Origin of the sequence: Paenibacillus tianmuensis (genome assembly GCF_900100345.1) — a bacterium.
Taxonomy (GTDB): Bacteria; Bacillota; Bacilli; order Paenibacillales; family NBRC-103111; genus Paenibacillus_G; species Paenibacillus_G tianmuensis.
Genome location: NZ_FMTT01000014.1, coordinates 50,052 through 71,451, shown reverse-complemented (window position 1 = coordinate 71,451; position 21,400 = coordinate 50,052). Strand labels below are relative to the sequence as shown.

General features: G+C 54.6%; 24 protein-coding genes. 10 read left to right on the top strand and 14 right to left on the bottom strand.

The window, feature by feature from the left end; all coding sequences use genetic code 11:
- The first annotated feature begins 76 nt into the window (after positions 1 to 76).
- From BLO51_RS11585 to BLO51_RS11575, 3 genes are all read left to right on the top strand, one after another.
- Positions 77 to 409, top strand: a complete 333-nt coding sequence (locus BLO51_RS11585) for a YtrH family sporulation protein (protein ID WP_090671399.1) — start codon at positions 77 to 79, stop codon at positions 407 to 409.
- The gene (locus BLO51_RS11580) at positions 406 to 915 is read left to right on the top strand and encodes a sporulation membrane protein YtrI (RefSeq protein WP_090671397.1); all 510 of its coding nucleotides are present in this window, start codon (positions 406 to 408) and stop codon (positions 913 to 915) included. Before BLO51_RS11585 ends, BLO51_RS11580 begins: the two co-directional genes overlap by 4 nt.
- 80 nt (positions 916 to 995) lie before the next feature.
- Positions 996 to 1,283 carry a YtpI family protein gene (locus BLO51_RS11575; protein ID WP_090671565.1) on the top strand — a complete coding sequence of 96 codons (288 nt, stop codon included), beginning with the start codon at positions 996 to 998 and terminating at the stop codon, positions 1,281 to 1,283.
- Between the two features lie 120 nt (positions 1,284 to 1,403).
- Here BLO51_RS11575 and BLO51_RS11570 read toward each other — a convergent pair whose 3' ends face one another.
- Complete coding sequence (locus BLO51_RS11570; protein ID WP_090671394.1) at positions 1,404 to 2,750, bottom strand: DRTGG domain-containing protein; 1,347 nt, start codon at positions 2,748 to 2,750, stop codon at positions 1,404 to 1,406.
- 149 nt (positions 2,751 to 2,899) lie between these two features.
- Between BLO51_RS11570 and BLO51_RS11565 the strand changes: the two genes are divergently transcribed.
- On the top strand, positions 2,900 to 3,232 hold the full coding sequence (locus BLO51_RS11565) for a hypothetical protein (RefSeq protein ID WP_090671391.1): 333 nt from the start codon (positions 2,900 to 2,902) through the stop codon (positions 3,230 to 3,232).
- 61 nt (positions 3,233 to 3,293) lie between these two features.
- On the opposite strand, the gene BLO51_RS11560 is transcribed toward BLO51_RS11565, so the two are convergent.
- Both BLO51_RS11560 and BLO51_RS11555 read right to left on the bottom strand, forming a co-directional pair.
- Positions 3,294 to 3,572 carry a hypothetical protein gene (locus tag BLO51_RS11560; protein ID WP_342672350.1) on the bottom strand — a complete coding sequence of 93 codons (279 nt, stop codon included), beginning with the start codon at positions 3,570 to 3,572 and terminating at the stop codon, positions 3,294 to 3,296.
- Between the two features lie 75 nt (positions 3,573 to 3,647).
- On the bottom strand, positions 3,648 to 4,754 hold the full coding sequence (locus BLO51_RS11555; protein WP_245719633.1) for an acyltransferase: 1,107 nt from the start codon (positions 4,752 to 4,754) through the stop codon (positions 3,648 to 3,650).
- 460 nt (positions 4,755 to 5,214) lie between these two features.
- Between BLO51_RS11555 and BLO51_RS11550 the strand changes: the two genes are divergently transcribed.
- The 5 genes from BLO51_RS11550 to BLO51_RS11530 all read left to right on the top strand — a co-directional run bounded on the left by BLO51_RS11550 (position 5,215) and on the right by BLO51_RS11530 (position 11,691).
- Entirely contained in the window at positions 5,215 to 6,585 is a 1,371-nt protein-coding gene (locus BLO51_RS11550; protein ID WP_090671388.1) for a YheC/YheD family endospore coat-associated protein, read from the top strand.
- 124 nt (positions 6,586 to 6,709) lie between these two features.
- Positions 6,710 to 7,861 carry a YheC/YheD family endospore coat-associated protein gene (locus BLO51_RS11545; protein WP_090671554.1) on the top strand — a complete coding sequence of 384 codons (1,152 nt, stop codon included), beginning with the start codon at positions 6,710 to 6,712 and terminating at the stop codon, positions 7,859 to 7,861.
- Between the two features lie 74 nt (positions 7,862 to 7,935).
- The gene (locus BLO51_RS11540; RefSeq protein ID WP_090671385.1) at positions 7,936 to 9,303 is read left to right on the top strand and encodes a YheC/YheD family endospore coat-associated protein; all 1,368 of its coding nucleotides are present in this window, start codon (positions 7,936 to 7,938) and stop codon (positions 9,301 to 9,303) included.
- On the top strand, positions 9,304 to 10,506 hold the full coding sequence (locus BLO51_RS11535) for a YheC/YheD family endospore coat-associated protein (protein ID WP_090671382.1): 1,203 nt from the start codon (positions 9,304 to 9,306) through the stop codon (positions 10,504 to 10,506).
- 15 nt (positions 10,507 to 10,521) lie between these two features.
- Entirely contained in the window at positions 10,522 to 11,691 is a 1,170-nt protein-coding gene (locus BLO51_RS11530; RefSeq protein ID WP_090671380.1) for a YheC/YheD family endospore coat-associated protein, read from the top strand.
- Positions 11,692 to 11,739: 48 nt separating this feature from the next.
- Here BLO51_RS11530 and BLO51_RS11525 read toward each other — a convergent pair whose 3' ends face one another.
- From BLO51_RS11525 to BLO51_RS11510, 4 genes are all read right to left on the bottom strand, one after another.
- Positions 11,740 to 12,420, bottom strand: a complete 681-nt coding sequence (locus tag BLO51_RS11525) for an HAD family hydrolase (protein WP_245719632.1) — start codon at positions 12,418 to 12,420, stop codon at positions 11,740 to 11,742.
- 143 nt (positions 12,421 to 12,563) lie between these two features.
- On the bottom strand, positions 12,564 to 13,133 hold the full coding sequence (locus BLO51_RS11520; RefSeq protein WP_090671377.1) for a manganese catalase family protein: 570 nt from the start codon (positions 13,131 to 13,133) through the stop codon (positions 12,564 to 12,566).
- A 33-nt stretch (positions 13,134 to 13,166) separates the two neighbouring features.
- The gene (locus BLO51_RS11515; protein ID WP_090671374.1) at positions 13,167 to 13,430 is read right to left on the bottom strand and encodes a spore coat protein CotJB; all 264 of its coding nucleotides are present in this window, start codon (positions 13,428 to 13,430) and stop codon (positions 13,167 to 13,169) included.
- A 20-nt stretch (positions 13,431 to 13,450) separates the two neighbouring features.
- Positions 13,451 to 13,654: a spore coat associated protein CotJA gene (locus tag BLO51_RS11510; RefSeq protein ID WP_090671372.1), complete on the bottom strand. Its 204-nt coding sequence runs from the start codon at positions 13,652 to 13,654 to the stop codon at positions 13,451 to 13,453.
- 149 nt (positions 13,655 to 13,803) lie between these two features.
- On the opposite strand from BLO51_RS11510, the gene BLO51_RS11505 reads away from it, so the two are divergent.
- Positions 13,804 to 14,112 (top strand): hypothetical protein, encoded by a 309-nt coding sequence (locus tag BLO51_RS11505; RefSeq protein ID WP_217266729.1) that lies wholly within the window; start codon positions 13,804 to 13,806, stop codon positions 14,110 to 14,112.
- Positions 14,113 to 14,124: 12 nt separating this feature from the next.
- On the opposite strand, the gene BLO51_RS11500 is transcribed toward BLO51_RS11505, so the two are convergent.
- The 7 genes from BLO51_RS11500 to BLO51_RS11470 form a co-directional block, all read right to left on the bottom strand.
- Entirely contained in the window at positions 14,125 to 15,009 is an 885-nt protein-coding gene (locus BLO51_RS11500) for a YitT family protein (RefSeq protein ID WP_090671366.1), read from the bottom strand.
- A gap of 57 nt (positions 15,010 to 15,066) precedes the next feature.
- Positions 15,067 to 16,116: a sporulation integral membrane protein YtvI gene (ytvI, locus tag BLO51_RS11495; protein ID WP_090671363.1), complete on the bottom strand. Its 1,050-nt coding sequence runs from the start codon at positions 16,114 to 16,116 to the stop codon at positions 15,067 to 15,069.
- 15 nt (positions 16,117 to 16,131) lie between these two features.
- A complete protein-coding gene (locus BLO51_RS11490; protein ID WP_090671358.1) occupies positions 16,132 to 17,499 on the bottom strand; it encodes a hemolysin family protein in 1,368 nt (455 codons plus the stop codon).
- A 46-nt stretch (positions 17,500 to 17,545) separates the two neighbouring features.
- Entirely contained in the window at positions 17,546 to 18,682 is a 1,137-nt protein-coding gene (gene yfkAB, locus BLO51_RS11485; protein WP_090671355.1) for a radical SAM/CxCxxxxC motif protein YfkAB, read from the bottom strand.
- 110 nt (positions 18,683 to 18,792) lie between these two features.
- Entirely contained in the window at positions 18,793 to 19,149 is a 357-nt protein-coding gene (locus BLO51_RS11480) for a winged helix-turn-helix transcriptional regulator (protein ID WP_174551234.1), read from the bottom strand.
- Between the two features lie 147 nt (positions 19,150 to 19,296).
- On the bottom strand, positions 19,297 to 20,391 hold the full coding sequence (locus BLO51_RS11475) for an HD-GYP domain-containing protein (protein ID WP_090671352.1): 1,095 nt from the start codon (positions 20,389 to 20,391) through the stop codon (positions 19,297 to 19,299).
- A gap of 195 nt (positions 20,392 to 20,586) precedes the next feature.
- Positions 20,587 to 21,393, bottom strand: coding sequence for an undecaprenyl-diphosphate phosphatase (locus tag BLO51_RS11470; RefSeq protein ID WP_090671350.1), 807 nt, complete (start codon positions 21,391 to 21,393; stop codon positions 20,587 to 20,589).
- Positions 21,394 to 21,400: the final 7 nt, after the last annotated feature.

Genomic DNA, 21,400 nt, shown 5'->3' with positions numbered 1-21,400 from the left:
TATTAGTAAGGCGAAGTCGGCCAAGCCCCGAACGGCTGGGAACGGCTGCTCAACAGTCCGGAAAGGATGAGGAACGATGTCTCCATTTGTATCCAGATGCTTTCTTGATTTTTTCGTGGCGTTCGGAGTCGTGCTCGGGGGGACGATGCTGGCCGGCATTAGCGCCGTATTGACGCTCGAACCTCCGGTGTACCGGATGACGAGCGTCGCGGAGCAAATCAAAATTTGGGCGATCGTCGCCGCCATCGGCGGAACGATCGATCCGATCCGCGCGATTGAGACGCATTTTATCGAAGGACATATCTCCCCGGCGATCAAACAAATCATGTACATCGTCTGCGCCTTCGTCGGCGCGCATATGGGCTCGACCCTGATCCAGTGGATCTGCAAAGGAGGGAGCGAGGGGTGAAGACGCCCGCTTCCGCTTCGTCCGGCGGTTTTTTGCATGCAGCAGGCCTCCTTGTCGCCGGGATGGTCATCGGCGCCGCCCTGTTTCTGAGCGCATACAATCAACGCTTGAATATGATGATCGAGCAGAACCGGGAGCTGCTCTCCGCCAAGGTGGATCTGGAAGCCAAGATCGCCGATTTGACCAAAACGAAAAATCAGCAGACGACGATCAATCTCCTGAACATTTATATCGAGCCCGGAGAGCACACGACGCTCGACAAGGTGACGGAAAGCGAGCTGAAGCGCCGCATTCACGGCGACTTGAAAAAAATCGTTGTCGGCCGCAAAATATCCGATTTTGCCGCGATGCCTGACGTCTACGAGCAAATTTTGACGGAGAAGCCTTACGTCGGCGTGCTGGATAAGGATTATGTCGTACAGGCCGTCAAATGGATCGTGCTGACCCAAACAGAGCTTAAGGTATGGGTCACGGTCAAAGAGTGGAAGCGAATCCCGCTCTCGTAATCTTCCACAGCCGGTTGATTTCCCGCGCGGAAATCGCTAAAGTGGAAGCAGAACCCGTACATAAGGATGTGCCGCTCAAGATGCAAACCATGCAATGGACGCTCAGCGTGCTGATCGTCATCTTCCTCGTATTTTCGCTCTATTTCAGTGTGCGTTACCGCCGGGAACAGGAGCCGAAACGGCGCGGCCTGTATTCGGCCCGGATGAACATCTTCATGGGGCTTATGCTTGTCGTGATCGCCGTATCCCAGCTGTTCTTCTTCGAAGATTCCGCAACCCGCCGCATCTTCGGAACCGTCTGCCTGCTGCTCGGCTTGTTCAATCTGTTTGCGGGCATCCGCAATCACAATCTGTTCAGCCGGAAATAAACCGCCAACGCATAAATCTCGGGACGGCACCGGAGGACGATGTCCTTCCGGCCGCCCGCCAAGCCCGTGAAGCCATTTGCGGGCTTGAACGGCTTCGCAGCCCCCTTTTTCCGCTCTCCTCTAAGGCTCGAATACTTGCGCCGTCAGCATCGCCTTAGCCACCAAAGCGCCGTCCAGATGCATCTCGACATCGATTTTGCCGAATTTGCGGCTTACCTCGATAATGCGGGGACGAATTTCCACCGCGCTGTCGATCTGCACCGGCTTGATAAAATACGAAGCCATGTTGTCCAGCACAAGATCGCCCTTCTTGACATCCTGCACCGCGTGATAAGCAGCCTGCGTCATCAGCACCGTCAGCACGCCTTCGGAGACGGTGCCGAGCCGGTTCGTCATTTGCGGGGTAATCGTCCCGCGGAACACGGGATGCCCGTCCCGGTCCTTCTCTTCGCAGAAGCCCGACCAGATTAAATCCTCGAACGTCTCCCCGTGCTGCGGCTGGCGCTGAATATGCTGCATCGCCTTCAGCACGTCCTTGCGGCTGATAACGCCGGTCAGCTTGCGGCTCATGTCGATGATCGGCAGCAGCTCGATGCCCTCCCATACCATCAGATGGGCCGCCGCCGCCACCGACGTGTTGGTGTTTGCCGTCACTGGTCCCCGGGTCATCCGCTTGTCGATCGTCTGGTCCGGCTCGGCGCCGATCAAATCCTTCGACGTAATCATGCCGATAACGCGGTTCCACTCGTCCACTACCGGAAAACGGCTATTCCCGGTTTCCTCGTGCAGCCGCTGCCAGTCTTTCAGCGTATGGTGCGCCTTCAGCGCGTACACCTGCATCGATTGGGGGACGATGTCCTCGATCAGCAAAATTTTCTTCTTGATCAGCCGGTCGTAAATCGCCCGGTTGATCAAGGATGCGACTGTGAACGTATCGTAGCTGCTGGAAATGATGGGAAGCTCCAGCCGGTTGGCGAGCTCCTTGACCTCCTCACTCGTCCCGAAGCCGCCTGTAATCAGCACGCCCGCCCCTTGCTCCAGCGCGCCCAGATGCGCCGTGCTCCGGTTTCCGACGATCAGCAGGCTGCCCGGATCGATATAGCGCATCATCGCATCCTGCTCCATCGCGCCGATGACGAACTTGTTCAAGGTTTTGTCCAGGCCCGCTAGGCCTCCGAGCACTTCGCCGTCGACCATATTCACGACTTCCGCGAACGTCAGCTTATCCATCTGGTCGCGCAGCTTTTTCTCGACGCGGACCGTGCCTACCCGCTCCTTCGTCGCCACCAGTCCGATCGCATCCGCCTCCTTGATCGCGCGGTAAGCCGTCCCTTCGCTGACCCCCAGTATCTCGGCGATTTTGCGGACGGAGATTTTGCTGCCGATGTTCAAGCTCTCGATATATTTCAAGATTTGTTCGTGCTTGGTTGCGGCTTCCTGCACGTTGGTCGTTTCGTTTTCACTCATCTGTCTCACCAATCCATTCTAATTCTGTATCACTCTGTACTATATCTTATCATTTTTTTTGCACAAAAAAAACTGCGCTCAGGACTAGAAAAGCAGCCCGTCAGCATACAATGGATTAGGCGAAACCCCATAGGAGGTGTGGAATCCATATGCCAGACAACCCATTCGCAGGCGAGACGCGGACCGTCTACGAGCTTGATACGCGCGACGCGGAAGCATTCAACCGGTGCAAGAACCGCATTCACAGCATATGCACCGAATATTTGCAGAGGCCCGTACGCGTCTATACGGTCCACGGGCACAGCTACGAAGGCACGATCGTAAATATCGACGATCATTACGCGTATTTGCAAATGTCTCCGGAGCACGGCCGCGCCCTGCTTCCCGGCCCTTATGCTGATTCGTTCTACAATCCCTTCTACAGCAATGTGATCTTACCGCTCGTCCTGTTCGATCTGTTAGCGATCTCGCTCATTGTGTAGCCGAGGGGCAGAAAAAAAGTCCGTTTCCCACCGCTTAAGGGGTGAAAACGGACTTTTTTCGCTATCTTTTGATCTGCAAAAGGCTGCGCCTTCCCTGCAGCGATTGCTCCAGCCGCCATTTTTTCATTCGTTTGATCTTGAGCAGCTCCCGCTTCGTCTCCTCCTCCACGCCAAGCAGCTCGTGCAAATGTGCGGCAATGACGAGCAGCGCAAAAGCGATCCATCCCGCGCCGAAAACGGAAGCCAGCGTCCAGCCCCCGCTGAAATCGAGCCTTGGTACGGCGTAAAGCATCATGCCCAGCGCCAGGGCCAACCCCATGATATGACGGGTCCCCTTCAAAATTCCAGCCTCCCCTCGTACAACTTGTACGATACATTGTATGAGGGTCCCGGCCAAAATAGCACCTTAACTTCGCTAAGCGCTCCCGCCGGGGCTTAGCTTTGGCTTCTTGCGCCGGAACGACCGCATGGCTTGACCATACAAGAACGTTGCGATCCACGGAATCGTCAGACAAAGCGCGAACACCTCAAATATATAGGCATGATAAGCCGACATGGCGCTGCTGAACGGGAGGACATGCATTTTGTAATAGGTCATCAACGCCGGATGCGCCAAATAAATGCCGAACGAGGCGGCTCCAAGCGTCATGAGCACGCGCGCCGCCGCTTTGGCCCGCTCCAGCAGCAACTGGCCCAATCGGATAAAGCTCATGGCGGCAAAAGCCGCATAAGCGTAATACAAGACGTGATTCCAGGGGTGGGCCAGATCGACTTTCAGCCGCACTTCCATCTGGGACAAGCCCATGAAGCCGAAGCCGAGCACCGCCGTCAGCGGCAGCACCCAGACGAAGTGCTTGCGAATCCAAGCCGCGAATGCTTCGTAATGGAGACCGATCCATCCGCCTAGCGTAAACATGCTGAAATAGTTAATAGCGAGCGCAGGCATGTGGCCGATCGGCTTCACCCAGATGTGATACGCATAAAACCCGGTCTGAATGAACAGGCCGATCCAGATCAAGCCGCTGCGGAAACAGGGAAATGTCCGGCACAGCCACATCAGCAGCGGAAACAGCAAATAAAACTGGATGATAATGATCATAAAGTATAAGTGATACGAAGCTTCCCCCCACTTTAGCAAACCCAAAAATTCTCTCGTTTTCCAGTGCAGGTTTTGCCCGACAAAAATCCACTGGTTGTACAAGTAATAAAAGAGCGACCACACCAAATACGGGTACAGCACCTGCTTGACACGCTTCAAATAAAACTGCAGCGCCTGCTTGCCGCCGAAGTCGTCCTGATAGCGGTAAAACAATACCAGACCGCTGATCAGGATAAATACCGGCACGGCAAAACTGGAAAGCTTGTTGAGCGTCAGATACACCGCATGGGGGCCGCTGCCCGGCGGCAGCTCGACCGTGGGGTCGGCCGTCGAATGAATGAGCACGACCGCGAGAATGGCGATGGCCCGGACGATGTCCAGCTCCAACAGCTTCGGTTTCGATATCCGTTTCGTTTCTGTCACGTGCGTTTCTCTTCCCTTCTTACAGAAGTTCATAGGCATTTATACTATGTTCGATCCTTAGAATTTCCATGCTGAACCCTCCAACCGTTTGTCGATGGGTTTAATATATCTGCCCGAAGTAACTTTACAGTGACTTGAATGTGACAGTCTAGTCACTTAGCCCTGGTTAGATGATTTGCTTGTAGAGTAAGCGTCAAATAGCCCCCAACGCGGCTAGCTTAGCTAGGCTCGCTGGGGGCTATTTGACGTTCACCTTGTAGAAGGCTCAAAAGGATCTTGCTCCGACATGAAGTATTTCAGTCATGGCAGGAGTCGACGGGCTTGCAGGCACTTGCCCGATATAGGTAGTTTCTTTCACCAAGGGTTAGACGCCCTCATATGATGAAGTAGTTCGCTTCTCAATGTTCAAAGCATGTTGCGGCATGTCTTGCGGCAAGCCGGTGCTGGGAAGGAGTTCCGCATGAAAAGAACAAAGGTGACGATCCAGATCCAAAGCGCCGGCACTTCCTCGGACGGTTCCGTTCTGACGCTCAGCGAATCTGTAGTGAAAAGATGGAAGATTCCGCTGCAGCAGCCTCTCCAGCTCCGTTTCGGCTCTAGCCGGGAGGAGGTTTCGGTCAACTCTTCGTCCAAGGCCGGCGTGCTGCGCTTGAGCGGTTCGTTAGCTTCCCGATGGGGGCTTGCCCACGGGGATGAACTCTGTCTTCAATACAAAACCGGAACCCGTACGATTCATCTTGGCCCGCTGATCGGTGTCATGGTCAGCCGCGTTTACGCCAATTCCGCCGACAAGCTGTTCGGGGCGAATACCGCCTTTAGCCGCGAGCTCTCCGAGGCGTGCAGGCTGTATGGCGCATCGGTGTATTTCAGCACGCCTGAAGATTTGCGCGGACAGAGCGACGAGGTTCGGGGGTGGCGCGTCAAGGCAACCGGCGACTGGGAAAAAACGACGTTTCCGGTGCCGCACGTGCTGTATAACCGTCTGACCTCGCGCAAGCTGGAAAACCGGGCCAATGTGCAGCATTTTGTGACGCAAGCCAAGAGTCGCCATAATGCGGTGCTCTTCAATGAAAAGTATTTGAACAAGACGGAAGTATTCGATGCCCTCCACAAGGAAGCGGGTCTGCAGAAGTACTTGCCGGAGTCGTATTTGCTGCGGAACCTCCAGCTTCTCAAATCGATGTGCGCCAAGCATCCGACCGTGTTTCTCAAACCGATTACCGGCAGCCTCGGGAAAGGCATCATTCGGATTAAAAAACAACCGGACGGATACATTTGTCATTTTACGAATCTGGGCGGCGCCCGTAAGCAGTCCTTTGCGACCCTTGGCAAGCTGTTCAGCACCATCTCGGGCAAATTGAAAAGCCGACGCTATCAAATTCAGCAAGGGCTCGACTTGCTGACCGTGAACGGCCGGCCCGTCGATTTTCGGGCCTTGGTGCAGCGCGGGGAAACCGGACAATGGGGCATTACGTCCATCGTAGCCCGCATAGCCGGCACGCATCACTTCGTCTCCAATCTGGCTCGGGGGGGTACGCTGACAACGGTCAAGGACGCTTTGGGACGCTCCGGGGCTGCCGCGGCGGCCGGCGGCGTAGGCAAGCTGAGGCGGGCGGCCATCCAAATTGCCAAGGGCATCGAAACGCAGATCCAAGGCCATTATGCCGAGCTCGGAATCGATCTGGCGATCGATACGAATGGCCGGGTATGGCTGATTGAAGTCAACTCGAAGCCGTCGAAGGAGGACAATACGCCGCTGGCGGCCGGGCGCAAGATCCGTCCCTCCGTCAAGAAGCTGGTGCAATACGCCCGCTTCACGGCGAAGTTTTGACCGTTCGCCAAGCTTCCGAATCGGCGAACCGGAAAGCAGATCTCCCCCGATAAACTGCCCCCCGTATATGGGATATTTCGGGGTCCTGCGACGAACGCAGCTCCAACGGATCGAGGTAAAGCGCATGATGAAACCAGACCGCCCGAACGAAAGTACCGTCGGCATCATGACGACGCAAACCGATGAACATCCGCCTTTTGCCAACCGCGATTTCTACCGCCGTTTATGCACCCACGGGAGCCGCAGCGGCTTGACGGTATTCGTATTTTCTCCGCAGGGCATCGACTGGTCCCGGCCGCAAGTGACCGGGTATGTCTATGATCCGGCACTCAAGGAATGGGTCAGCCGGACCTTCGACCTGCCGGCTGTCGTATATGACCGCTGCTTTTTCACCGCCCGAAGGCAGTACGCCGATTATCGGAGCGCATTGCACGGTCTTAAGCAGCAGTCCTCCGTCCGGCTGCTCGGCCACGGCTTGAAGGGCAAGTGGGACGTTCAGCAAGCGCTTCGGCGGGATGGCCGGTTTGACCGCCATCTGCCGGAGACGCAGCCGCTGCGCAGCATGCGCACGCTCGCGGATTGGCTCCGGCGGTGCGGCGAAGCGATTCTGAAGCCGCGTGGCGGCTCCCAGGGACGCGGCGTGCTGCTCGTGCGCCGCGAAAGCGCGGCCCCTGCGTTCACCGTCCGCGGGCGTGATCCGCGCAACCGCGCCGTCGCGTGCGGCTTCGCCGACGCCGGGGCGCTGCTTCGCTGGCTGCGCCGCTTCGTCGCGCAGCGCAGCTATTTGCTGCAGCAGTATTTGCCGCTGCAGTCGCAAAACGGCGACGCCTACGATGTGCGCGCGCTCGTGCAGAAAGACGGCGACGGCCGCTGGAAGCTGACCGGCATGGCCGTCCGCCGGGGGCAGAACGGCAGCCTGACCTCCAATCTGCACGGCGGGGGCACGGTGGAACCCATCGGACCGTTCTTCGCCCGCGAGTTCGGGCCGGCACGCGCCGAGAAGCTCCTTCACGAGCTGAAGCAGCTCGCTATGGGGCTTCCGGAAGCGCTGGAATCTTGTCACGGGCGGCTCGCCGAGCTCGGCATTGATTTCGGTGTCGACACGGACGGCAATAGTTGGATTCTTGAGGTGAATTCCAAACCCGGCCGCTCCATCTTTACTTATTTACAAGACGACCAAGCCAAACTGGACGCACTGGCCAACCCGCTGCGCTACGCGCGGTATTTGCTGCGGCAGCCGCGTGCGCAGGCAATCGTCAGGCGAAAGCAGCCTTGACGAATGCCCGGCAAAACTTAGCCTACGCTTTCGGAGAAAGTTTTGCCTGCGGCAAAACTCTTAGGAGGTTCAACATGAGCTTGACAACTTGCACGATTCATGTCACCCAGCGTCAGGAGCGGGTCGTCTACCTCTCCGGCGAATTGGCGCGGGCGCTTAAAGTATCCAAGACACGAAACATACATCTGCACCTCGGCGGCAAAAGCGTATCCGCAGGTTTGAAGCTGTTGAAAAAGAGCGGAAACCATCTGTATTTGCCGTCATTTCTTTACACGCAGCTTCGCATTCCCCGGGCCGGCACCAGCATGATCACGTGCAGCAACGGCAAAGACATCCGCATCGGCCCGCTGATCGGGGTCTTGACCAGCGTCACGGGAGGGGACAGCGCTCCGTTCGGCAATCGGACGGAGTTTATCCGGCAATTTATGCGCGTCGGCTCCGACAATGCATTCTACTTCGGCTTTTCCCCCCAAAGCGTCAATTGGTCTCAAGCGACCGTCACAGCCATTCTCCCGCGCGGCGAAGGCGGTTGGGTACGCAAGACGATGCCGCTGCCGGATGTCGTCTACAACCGGCTGCCCAGTCGGAAGACGGAGCGGCTCGAGTCGATGAACGCTTTCAAACAGCGGTTTATTCGCAGAGGGATTCCGCTGTTCAACTGGACTTTTTTTGACAAATGGGATGTCTACAATTTGCTGGAAGGCACCGAAGCTTCCCGCTTCGTTCCCGAGTCCCGGATCAACCCCACCTCTTCGCAAATTAAGGAAATGCTGGAGAAGCATAAATTCATCTATTTGAAACCGACGGGCGGCAGCCTCGGCATCGGCATTTTCCGCCTGACGTACAATCCGAAGCGCGGCTACTTTGTCCGTTTCCGGCGCGGGGGACGCAATGTGCTGCTGCGGTTCAGCCGGTTCGAGGCCCTCATGTCGCTGCTTAACCGGCAGAGCGGAAGGCTGAACAACTACGTTGCCCAGCAGGGGATTCGGCTGATCGAACTTGATAACTGTCCGATCGACTTCCGCTTCCATATGACCAAGAACAGCAATAACCAATGGGTCGTTGCCGCCATCGGGGCCAAGAAAGCAGGCAAAGGCAGCGTCACGACCCATGTGCGCACCGGCGGGCAGCTGATGACTCCCGACCAGGTGCTCCGGCAAATTTTCGGCAACCGGGCGGACGCGGTGCTGGCGAACGCCAAAGAAACCGCCGTCAAGCTGGCGGAGGACATCGAAAAGAATTACCGTCATACCTTGGGCGAGCTCGGCTTCGATATCGGGATCGACCAGAACGAACACCTCTGGATGTTCGAGGCGAACTCCAAGCCGGGGCGGTCCATTTTCAAGCATCCGGCGCTGAAGGAACAAGGAAGAGCCTCGCTGCAAAACATTCACGACTACTGCCTCTACTTGAGCCAATTTCGGTCAAGGAGGGATTCCTGAGTGGATACCAACACCAACGCACCGTCCAAGCGCGAACATCCGACGCTGGCCATTCTTACTCACTCGGATGAAACGCGAATTTTTCGCGGGAATCAAGAAAATTTTATCGACCTGATCCAAATCGGTGCAGAGTGCGGCGTTCTCGTCTACGTCATGACGACGACCGATTTCAAGCTGTCCGGACGCAAAGCTGTCGGATACACCTACAATGCGGCCGACAAAACGTGGAGAAGAGGGGTGTTCCCTGCCCCCCACGTCATTTATAACCGGATTCCTTACCGCAAATTCGAGCTGCTCCCCGAGGTGCAGCAGGTGATTCAAACCTGCATGCGGCAGAGACGGATCCGTTTTTTCAATCCGTCCTTCTTTAATAAATGGACTTTGTTCGAATGGCTCAACCACGCCAAGAATACGCGGAGCTACATTCCCGTCACGAAACGTCTCTCCTCCGGCGAGGAGCTCGATAAGCTGCTTGCCGAGTACCCGTTTCTATATCTTAAGCCGATTCGCGGTAAAGCCGGCAAGGGCATCATGAAAGTAAGCCGAAGCCTTCTCGATACGAAGTCCAAAATTTTTGAGCTAAGCATTCAGGAAAAAACGAAAAGCCATATCTCCCGTTACCCGAGCGTCTCCCGGCTGTGGTCGGAAGTACAGGGGCTGATCGGGAGCAAGGACTACATCATTCAACAAGGAATTCCCCTCTCCAGCTATAAGCAGCGTCCGTTCGATCTCCGGGTGCTCGTGCAAAAGAACGGCAAAGGCCTATGGAGCGTCGCAGGGATCGGCGCCAGACTGGCCGGAAAGCTCAGCATCACGACCCACGTTCCACGGGGCGGTTCGATTGACGATCCCGCCAAGCTGCTTACGTACTCCTTCGGCGGGCCCGGAAGCAGACGCATCATTACCCGTGCCAAACAAGCCGCGCTCACCATCGCGAAGCAGATCGAGAAGTCCAGCGGCCATATGTTAGGCGAAATGTCTATGGACCTCGGCGTCGATCAAGAAGGGCACATTTGGTTTTTCGAGGCGAACTCCAAACCGATGAAATTCGACGAGCCGCCGATCCGCAAAAAATCGCTCGAAAATCTGATCCTGTACTCCATCTATTTGTCTAAACACAAACCGAAACGCCCTCTCAAAAAAACGGCTGCCTTTTCCCTTCTAACTCAAACAAACGCCGAGCGAGATAACTTGGAAAGATAGGCAGGTGAGCGGCATTTGGGTATCCAACTTGGCGTGCTGGCTATGTATATGCCGGGAAAGAAGCTGGAAGAGCTTTCGTTTTATCGCAAACTGAGCGTTTGCGGACAAAAACTCGGGGTCGATGTGTTCGTGTTTACTCCGGACGATGTGGATGACAACCCATCGCGAATCCACGCGCTCGCCTATAACCAAGCAACCCGCTCATGGACCCGCAGGTGGGTCGGCTTTCCGCCTATCGTCTATGACCGGTGCCGGTATCACGGGGCGGACAATTACCGCAAGATCACACGCTTCCGGCAAAAGTATACCAAGCTCCGCTACCTGAGCCGGCCGCTTGCCAACAAATGGACCATTCACCGCCTGCTCTCGGAAAATGAAAACATCACTCCGCACTTGCCTTCCACCATTCATTACAGAAATCGGAAACAGCTGGAGCAGTTTCTGAAGAAGCACCCGATCGTGTATATGAAACCGAAAAGCGGCACTGGGGGTCGCGGTATTGTCCGCTTGCAGCGGCTGCCAGGAGGCCGCAGTTATCTCATGCAGGGGAGGGATGCGGAGCGCCGCATTTTGCCGGCGAACAAGGTAACTGCAGCGCAGATTCCGGCGCGGCTTGCCGGCTGGGGATTGCAGAGCAAATACATCGTGCAGCAGGGCATTCCGCTCGAGCTGAAGGACGGCCGGGTGCACGACTTTCGGATGCTGGTGCAAAAAGACGGTCAAGGGAAATGGCAGGTAACCGGATGCGCCGGCCGCATCGGACCGCCGTTTTCCGTCACTTCCAATCTGCACGGGGGCGGGACGGCGATCTCGATGGAATCGCTGCTCAAAAGCCGTTTCGGGACGGAAGAGAAAGTAAAGAGCATCCAGGAAACCGCCTATACCCTCGGGCTCCATATCGCGCAGCATCTCGAAGCCAAGTTCGGCACGTTTTGCGAAGCCGGCATCGATCTGGCGGTCGATCCGTCGGGGCATGTTTGGCTGCTGGAGGTCAATCCGAAGCCTTCGCGCGACGTGTTCCGACGAACCGGAGATTTGCAGACGTACCGCAGGGCGATTCGCCGGCCCATCGAATTTGCTCTCCATCTGCTCCAACAAAGAGCGGCGACTAAAGCCAATACCAAACCTTTTGAACTTGTTCCGCAATCCCAACAAAGCGAATCTCACCAAGACCAGTCTGTTTAAAGCAGCGGTCTTTTCTTTTTTGCCGGATTTCTGGTCTTGTCCGCTCCTTTACGCATCGAGCAATGTCGGAAGGTCGCGGAAATCCGCGATGCGGACATCGGCCTGATCCAGCTCTCCCTCTTTGCGGAACCCCGCATAGTCGCAGCCGACTACGTAGAGCCCGTTCGCATGTCCCGCCTCTACGTCCGAGGAACGGTCACCGACCATCCAAGCGTTTGCGATACCGTGCTTGTCCAGCAGCTGCCGCACCAGATCCACCTTGGAGCGGGTCGCAAATTCCCCTGCGCTATATAAACCGCCGACTTCAAAAAGCGGCTCCAGCTCTTGGTGACGGATGACGCCTTTGACGTAAGCCTCCAGACCGTTGCTGGCAATGAACAGCCGCACGCCCCTCCGGCGCAGCTCCCGCAGCGTGTCGGCAACGCCGTCATACAGCTTGCCTTCCCCACGCGCCATTCCCTCTACTTGCAGCTTCAGCAATAGCTCGTCCGCGCGACGGTGAACCGTCACATCGACATCCGGCATCACCAGCTGCCATATATGCTCCAGCAGCATTCCAAGCCCGCTCAATATGTGTTTCTCATCTGGCGTTTCCCCTTGAAACAGCCCTTCCGCACGCAGCTGTTCGAATGTAGCGTGGTAAGCCGGCAACAGCAGCGTTTCCGTCTGAAACAGCGTCCCGTCCAAATCGAATATCATCGCTTCCGGTGTTCTCATGTTCGTCGACATTCCCTTTTTCCTCCTGACATCCGCATAAACATATCACGTCTTATAGAACCATGATTGCCACAGATTGTCAAACGGATGAATCACTCGGGCACTCCATCAAAGCATACCAACAGGGCACGCCAAGACAGGCTGCCCTGTTCGCTTTAAAACACCTTTTTCGCCCCCTGCTCCGCTTTCAAAAGCTCCACCGCCTCGCGGAAGCGGAGCGAATGAATAACTTCGCGTTCGCGCAAAAACTTCAGACTATCCTGCAAATCCGTGTCGTCCGTCATGTCGATCAGCCATTGATAAGTGGCGCGAGCTTTTTCCTCCGCGGCGATGTCTTCGTACAAGTCGGCGATCGGATCGCCTTTTGCCTGAATATAAGTAGCCGTCCACGGTATACCCGCCGCGTTGCTGTAATACAAAGCTCGATCGTGATTCACGTAATGCTCGTCTAGTCCTGCGGCCTTCAGCTGTTCCGTCGTGGCGTCTTTGGTCAGCTTGTAGACCATGGTGGCAATCATTTCCAAATGGGCGAATTCCTCCGTCCCGATGTCCGTCAGAAGCCCGATCACTTTATCTGGTATCGTGTAACGCTGATTCAAATACCGCAGCGCCGCCGCCAGCTCCCCGTCCGCGCCGCCGTACTGCTCGATCAGCAGCTTTGCCATGCGCGGGTCGCACTTGCTGACCCTGACCGGGTACTGCAGCTTTTTCTCATAGATCCACATCGCTCAAGTCTCCTCTCCTCGTTTGGCCTTGAATCAGACCTGCCACGGCCACGGCGGCTCCCACCATTGCCATGGATATCCCGAATAGCTGTGACCATACTGCAGCAGCGGACCGAATTCGGACTCGTACCGTTGGGCCAGAAGCTGGCGCTGCTGCGCACATTGATTAAACTGCTCCAACGCCTGGGCGTCTTCAGGGTGCGTATCCAAGTAGAGTGTCAGCTCCACCAGCACGAAATCGATCGCTTGCAGCTCTTCCAGCAGCGTGTAGTAATGAGGGGGCAGCGGTTGTTTCATGCCGTTCACCTCCTGTCCTTTCAGTAATGTTTGGATTCGTATGGACTATACAGCACAGGCCAGAGCGTACCGCACCGGAGCGCCTGAAGCGGGGGATATTGAGGAAGCCCCGGCGGTTGAAACTGAATATACAGATTTGGCGGAATAACATAGGTCTTAACCGTAATCGGCGGACAAGGGTCGAAGGGGCTGACATACGGATACCATTCTTTCTCAAGATCCATGGCCGGAAATGCCTCCTTTAGCAATCTACCAATATTTATACATTGCCGCTCGTCCATTATGCGTATAAAATGACAACAACTTCATCTGCCCCCTGCAGAAGGAAAAAAGGAGTTGAAGCTTTTTGTTTAAGAAAGCGCTCTCAAAAAGAGTGCTGCTAACGGTCGCCGCCTCTTGCCTGATCGCAGTCCCCTCCGCTTTCCCGGATTCGACTTACGCGGCTGCCGAACAAACCACAGCCGTCCTGTCCCAAGGCGTAGAGCCCGGCGTCGTCACCCACGTCGGCATCTATATGGGCAACGGCGTCCGCTACCCGCTCTGCCGGAATCGCCGTACAAAAGCTGGACAGCAGCTACTGGGGGCCCAAATACCTCGGCGCCCGCCGCTACTATTGATTGCTGGCGGTCCTCCTTTTTTACATGACAAAAAAACCGTCCGCAGCCTTATTAAATGGCCGTGACGGTTTTTCTCCTTAGTGAATATCCTTTTTCTTAAAACGTCCGCCCTGCACGTCGTGGATATTGCCGACTGCGAGAAACGCGGCTTCATCAGTCTCCTCGACGATCGACTTCAGCTTCGCTTCTTCCAGCCGGTTGATGACGCAGAAGATGACCAGCTTGTTGCCGCCGGTAAAGCCGCCTTCGCCTTGCAAATACGTGACGCCGCGGCCCAAACGGTTCATAATGGCGTCTCCGAGCTCGCGGCTGTTCTCGCTGATGATCCAGACGGATTTGGATTCGTCAAAGCCTTCGATCGTAATGTCGATCAGCTTGAAGGCGATGTAATACGCGATCAGCGAATACATCGCGTGATCCCATCCGAACACGAAGCCGGCGCTGCTCAGGATGAACAGGTTAAAAAACATGACCACTTCGCCGACCGAGAACGGCATCTTCTTGCTGAATACAATGGCCAAAATTTCCGTGCCGTCGAGCGAGCCGCCCGAACGGATGACCATGCCGACGCCGATGCCGACAATAATCCCCCCAAACACCGCCGCAAGCAACGGATCGTTTGTTAACGGAGGAACCGGATGAAGCAGCCATGTGCCCAAGGACATAAGGGCAACCGCAAATAAGGTAGATAACGCGAACGTTTTACCGATTTGCTTATAGCCGATAAACAGAAACGGAAGGTTGAGTAATAAGAGAAATACGCCGATCGGAATACCTGATAAATGGGAGCTAATAATCGAGATGCCTACGATTCCCCCGTCAATGATTTTATTGGGCACCAAAAAGTTTTCCAGTCCAACCGAGACGAGCGCCGCCCCCAATACAATAAAGAAGGCGCGCATTACCAGTTTGGGCAACTTTAATTTGGAATGCTGCTTTGCATTTTTAAGACTCGCCTGCATTGCTTCTCCCCCTTAGATTGCCGTAAAACCGTATGAACGACAAAATTTTAGTTATAGTTAATGTTCCAACTTGATGTTGATTTTAAGCAAGCCTACCCGGCGAAGCGCCTGGTACACAATAATTAACACGGGGCCCAGAATCAGACCGATCACCCCGGCCAGTTGGAAGCCCACATACATGCTGACTAACGCCGCCAAAGCATTGATCCCGACGGCTTCGCCGATAATTTTCGGTTCAATCAGACGGCGGAACAGCATGATGACAAGCAGCAGGATAATCAGTCCGGTTCCGAGCCGCATATCTCCCGCGAGCATGCTGTATCCCGCCCAAGGAACGAGCACGACGCTTGTGCCAAGCACCGGCAAAATATCCACAAACACGATAAGCAACGCAACGGCAAGCGGATAATTGACATTCAAAACAAGCAACCCGACCAAAGTCACCACATACGTTAGCAGACTGATCAGCACCTGCGCGAACAGGAAGCCCAGAATAGCACGGCGCAGATCGTTCAGCACCGCAGCCACCTTCGGTCTCGACTGCGTCTCGAACAGATTCAGAAACGACTGACGCAGCTTCGGCAAGCTGAACGAAATCAAGTAAAGACCGATCACGAACACGACAGAAAACACGAACAAATTCGGAATCGCTTTGGCCACGTCGAGAAAATAACCGGAGATGGCGGCAACGATACTTTTCAAATTTTCCGTAAGCATCCCAGCTCCCGCTTCCACGTAGCGCTGCACCTGCTCGGCAACGTCGTACGGCAGCAGCTTATAGAACAATTTGTTTCTTACCGACGAGTCCTCAATAAACAGCTTGGCGTCGCTTAAATAAACGGAAGCGTTCTTCCAGAATTGAATGGACTCCGTGACGATTTTGAAGCCGATCAGATAGACGAAACCAAGCAGCGAGCCGGTAAAAAGAGTACAGACCACAGCGGAAACCGTCACACGCCTGCCGCGGAACATTCGTGTCAGCAGCAGAACAATCGGTTCGAGCAACAGGGCAATCAACATGGCGAGCAAAAACGGGAAGCCGATGGTGAATAGTCCGTACAAAAGTACGGCGCCAAGTACGCAAAATACGATCGTTCTAAGCGACATCGAACGGCTACACCCCTATTCGTCAGAATGGTTTTGAGCAGCAAGCGGACCCAAAACGGGCTGTTTCTGAACAGGTTGAATTTTTACACGCAAAATACGCAATCGCTCGACCTCCGTAATTTCGAACAAGAAGCCGTTCTGCTCCAGCCTTCGGCCTTTGGAGACGGAGCCCTCCAACTGCTTGAACAGCCAGCCTCCGATCGAATCCACCTCATCATCCTCGATCCCGAGGGCAAGCCGGTCGTCAAGATCCTCCAGCAGCACGCGCCCGTCAACGGAGTAAGCATCTCCGATCTTCTCCACCTCGGGCCGCTCCGTTTCGTCGAATTCGTCGTGAATCTCGCCGACGATTTCTTCGAGAATGTCTTCGGTGGTAATCAGCCCGGCCGTTCCGCCGTATTCGTCGATCACGACGGCGAGCTGGGAACGCTTCTTCTGCATAAGCCGCAGCACGTGGCTGATTTCCATCGATTCGGGCACCATAAGCACCGGACGCAAGAAATCTTTGAGATCGTGTTTCTTGTCCGGATCGCAAGTGAGCACGTCCGACATATGGACAAATCCGATGATTTCATCTTTATCGTTCGTGGCCACTGGATAGCGCGTATGCTTCGTTTCGTAAACGATTTTCAAGTTATCCTCAAAGCTGAGCTCGGTAAACAAACAATCCATATCGGTCCGCGGCAGCATAACTTCTCTCGCGACCCGATCGGAAAACTCAAATATATTATCGAATAGCGCCAGTTCATCCTTGTCGATATGACCGCTTCGGGCGCTCTGGTCCATCAAAATCCGAATTTCTTCTTCGGTATGGGCTTCTTGCTCGATAGCAGGCCGAAACCCGGCCAGCTTCAAGAGCTTGTTCGCAGCGCCGTTCAGCAGCCAGATCACCGGATAAAAGAGTTTGTAAAACAGCATTAAAGGAGCCGACAGCCATAGAGAGGTTGTTTCCGATTTCTGAATAGCCATGGATTTGGGTGCTAGCTCGCCGAGCACGATATGCATGAAGGTGATCACGGCGAATCCGATCGCAAACGACAAGGCATTGGCATACCAGGCTTCTTCGAGTCCGAACGCTGCCAAAGCCGGTTGGACGATCAGATGCGAGATGGCCGGTTCTCCTACCCAGCCCAAGCCAAGCGACGCCAGCGTAATGCCGAGCTGCGTGGAGGACAGGTATGCATCCAGCTTTTGGGTTACAGCGAGCGCATACTTGGCTTTCGGGTTTCCCTCGCTCTCCAACTGCTGCAGGCGCGTAGTCCGGACTTTCACCAATGCAAACTCCGCTGCGACAAAAAAACCGTTCAGCAGCACCAAAAACAAGACCAGTAGAAGATTAAGCGAAATTAATCCGAAATCGAACCCCGTACTGTGACTTTCCAAGAAGGATCAGTCCCCTTTTCAAAAGTAAAATGAAATAATAGCTGAATTACACAAGTGCTTTCCGCTTACCGAAATCGACGTCTTTATAATACGTATCGACGACGAGAAGATTCGGTCCGCAGCAGTTGGCCGCCGGACAATGGCAGCTCACGATCTTGTTCAGGCGATGTCCTTTCCAGCGCTCGAATACTTGATCGAGCCGGTCCGCATGAATGTTGCCAAGCGCCGGCACATCCGCAAAATCGGTGACGAAAATATCGCCGGTGAACAAGTTCACGTTGAGGCGGTTGCGGCCGTCCGGGTCGTTGCGCACGGTCACGTTCGGCTCGTGGCGAAGACGGGTTACCAACTCCCGGTCCTCCTCCAGCGGGCTGCAAGCATAAAAGGGCAGCGTGCCGAACAGCATCCATAAATCACGGTTGCGGTCGTCGAGCAGCCGATGAATCGCAGCCCGCGTCTGATCCAGTGTCAGCACCGGCAAATTGGAGGCGAAAGCGCTTGGATACATCGGGTGCACCTCGTGGCGACGGCATCCTATCTCTTGAATCAGCCGATGGATTCCGCTTAGCTTCCCGTGCGTCCGGTAGTTGATCATCGATTCCGCCGAAACGAACATCCCGCCGCTAGCGAGCGCTTTCGCATTCTCGACCATCCGTTCATATAGCTTAGCCGCCGTCGTGGCGGATACTCTTCGGTCTGTCCGGACGAACCCGACTTCGTAGAAATCGTCGGCGTTCAAATAGTTGAACGAAATATGCATCACGTCGAGATAAGGAGCCATCGCTTCGTACCGTGAAAGGTCCAGCGTTACGTTGGAATTGATCTGCGAACGGACTCCCCGCTCCCTGGCGTAACGCAGCAGGGGGACGATATAGTCGCGCACCGTCTGCTCGTGATAGCTCGGCTCCCCGCCGGTGATGCTGATCGTCTCCAATCCCTCGACTTCGTCCAGCCGCTTCAAGATGACATTCAGCGGGATGCGCGGTCCTTCCGATACCATGAGCGATTCGCCAACGGCGCAATGCTCGCAGCGCATGTTGCATAAATTCGTCACGGTCAGCTCGACGCTCGTCAACCGGTGTTCGCCATGCGTTTGCAACAGGCGCAGCGGGTCCCACGGATCGTATTCGGGCGTTATCTGGGGCAATACGGGCAAATCGTTGACGATTAAACGGTTAGACATGTTGTTTTTTCACACCTGACTTGTTTAAAAAGTAAAATCTAACAATAATATATTACCCATTGTATCGTAATACGATTGAAAATAAAACCGCCGTCCTGCCGCATCGCACCTTACTCCCGCTGTTCGGAAAGGTCGCTGCCACGCGGCTTTCCCCATTTTCTTGCCCAATTTCCCATTTCCACAAGTATGGTTTGAAAGTCTTTGCCTTTATCCGTTAAGGAATATTCGACGGTTACCGGTACCGTAGGAAACACTTGACGACGGATAATCTCATGCTCCTCCAGATGACGCAAAATATCGGTCAATGATTTGGTGCTGATATGGTCCAAACTTCGGCGCAATTGATTGAATCGCTGCGGACCTTTAAACAGTTGACGGAGGACAAGGAAAGACCATTTTCCTCCGAAAATTTGGAGTGCCTCCTCCACAGAAGCCATGCATTCCTCTTCGTTTGAAATTGGGTCCACTCGATCACCTCCTTACGAAAGAGAAGTTAGTTTATTATTTAACATTATACTAAAAAATCAGCTATGCTTCAAATTAAAATCTAAGCGCCTGACAACATCAAAAAAAAAAAGACAGCTTCCGGGAAGCTGCCTCTGCACACGCTGAAACTATATAGGTTTATAATTGACGCCGGTGATCATGACCGACAGCATTTTGGACAAATCGATTTCGGGCGTATCCTTCAGCTCCTGTCCCTCCGCATCCAGCAGCAGCCGCACGACCGGGCGCTGCGGCACGTTCGCATTCAGATCGACAACCACTCCCGTTTCACCCGTGTTTAAAGTAACGGTGATGCCAATCGGATAGATGGCGATTTTATCTCGGAACAGCTCGATCTGCTGGGTTTCGTACAAGGTGCCCGAGCCGGTAAACAAAATTTCCATCGCCTGATGCGGAAGCATGGCGCTGCGGTACACGCGGTGGGTTGTCATGGCGTCGTAAGAATCGACCAGCCCGATCCAGCGCGCGAATTCGTGAATTTCCGAGCCTTTCAGTCCGCGCGGGTACCCGCTGCCGTCCAGTCTTTCGTGATGCTGAAAGGCACAGTGCGCAGCAAGCAGCGGAATGTTGGGCTCGTCCTTCAGAAATTGAAAGCCGAATACCGTATGGTGCTTGATCCGCTCATATTCGCTGTCCGACAGCTTTCCTTTTTTGCGCAGCAGCTCAAGCGGAATTTGGGTTTTGCCCACGTCGTGGAGCAGCGCCCCCAGGCCGAGTGTCATCAGCTCTTCCCGCTCGTACCCGTGCGCCATGCCGAGCATCGTCGCATAGATGCACACATTAAGCGAATGCTGGAACAAATATTCGTCCATGAGGCTGATATTGGTCAGCATAATCATGGCATCCTTGTGCTGGCTCAAATCGTCCAAAATCATGCTCATCATCCCGCGAAACGCTTTGCCGACCTGCAGCTGACCCACCAATTTGCGCTTGACCTGATCCTCCATCATTTTACGGAAGGAGGTCCGGATCTGGGTAATCGCATGGAGCCGCGTCTCTTCGCTAAGGACATCGTGGACAATCAGATCCCGGGTTCGGGGATCGTCGATATATACAAAGTCCACACCATGCTCGCCCAAGCGGGTAATAAGCGCCTGCGTCAATTCCACCCGCTCGCCAAGCAGCGTCAGCCCATCCGAGTTGTATATTTTTTTTCCAAGGCGCATGCCGGGTTTGACCATGCTTAGCGGAAGCAAACGCATTAACGAACCACGTCTTCTTTCTAAAAGAAAAATTTAGAAAATTATCGATATGATTAAGCGTATCGAATTCGAATAAAAAGAGCAATATATTTTTTCGCGTTTTGACAAAATTTATATGATCAGCTGACGAAAAAAGCCGGAAATAAGGGAATACCCTCAATTTCCGGCAAAATATTGTCGAATTCCGAACAATGCCTACCGCAGCACGAAGATCCAGAACAGCGCAGCGGCGACAAAGCGATAATACGCAAAATACGACATACTGAACTTTTGAACGAATTTGATGAACGTGACGACCGCGAGCAGCGCTACGATGAATGAAACGATAAAGCCGATGGCAAAAAATCCGAGATCTCCGGAAGAGAACGTATCGAGGTTTTTTAGCAGCTCATATCCGGTAGCCGCTACCATGACGGGGATGGCGATAATAAACGTAAAGTCGGCGGCGGCCCTGCGGCTCGCCCCGGCCAGCATCCCTCCGGCAATCGTCGATCCCGAACGGGAGAAGCCCGGCCAAATCGAAATGATCTGCCATAGACCGATGAAGAACGCCTGCTTGTACGTCAGCTCGTCGACATCGCGCGCCGTTACCTCTGGCTGGAATTTCTCCCCGACGATGAGCAGCACACCGCCAAGGATCAGGCCGATAAGCACGGTGGGCGGCGAGAAGAGGTGGGCTTTAATAAAGTCTTTTGTCAAATACGCGATCGCCAGCGTCGGCACAATCGCCAGCATAATATGCAGCAAGTTCATCCCTTTGCCCGCTTTGGGCTTTTCCTTGCTTAGGCCGAAGAGCCGCAAAATTCGTTTCCAATACACGACGACCCCGGCCAGTATGGCGCCGAGCTGAATGACGATCTCGAACGTTTTGATCAATTCATCCGTATCCGGAATCCCCAGCAGTCTGCTTGTCAAAATCATGTGGCCCGTGGACGAAACGGGCAAAAACTCTGTCAAGCCTTCCACGATGCCGATAATCACCGCTACCCACCAATCGTGCATACGCTCC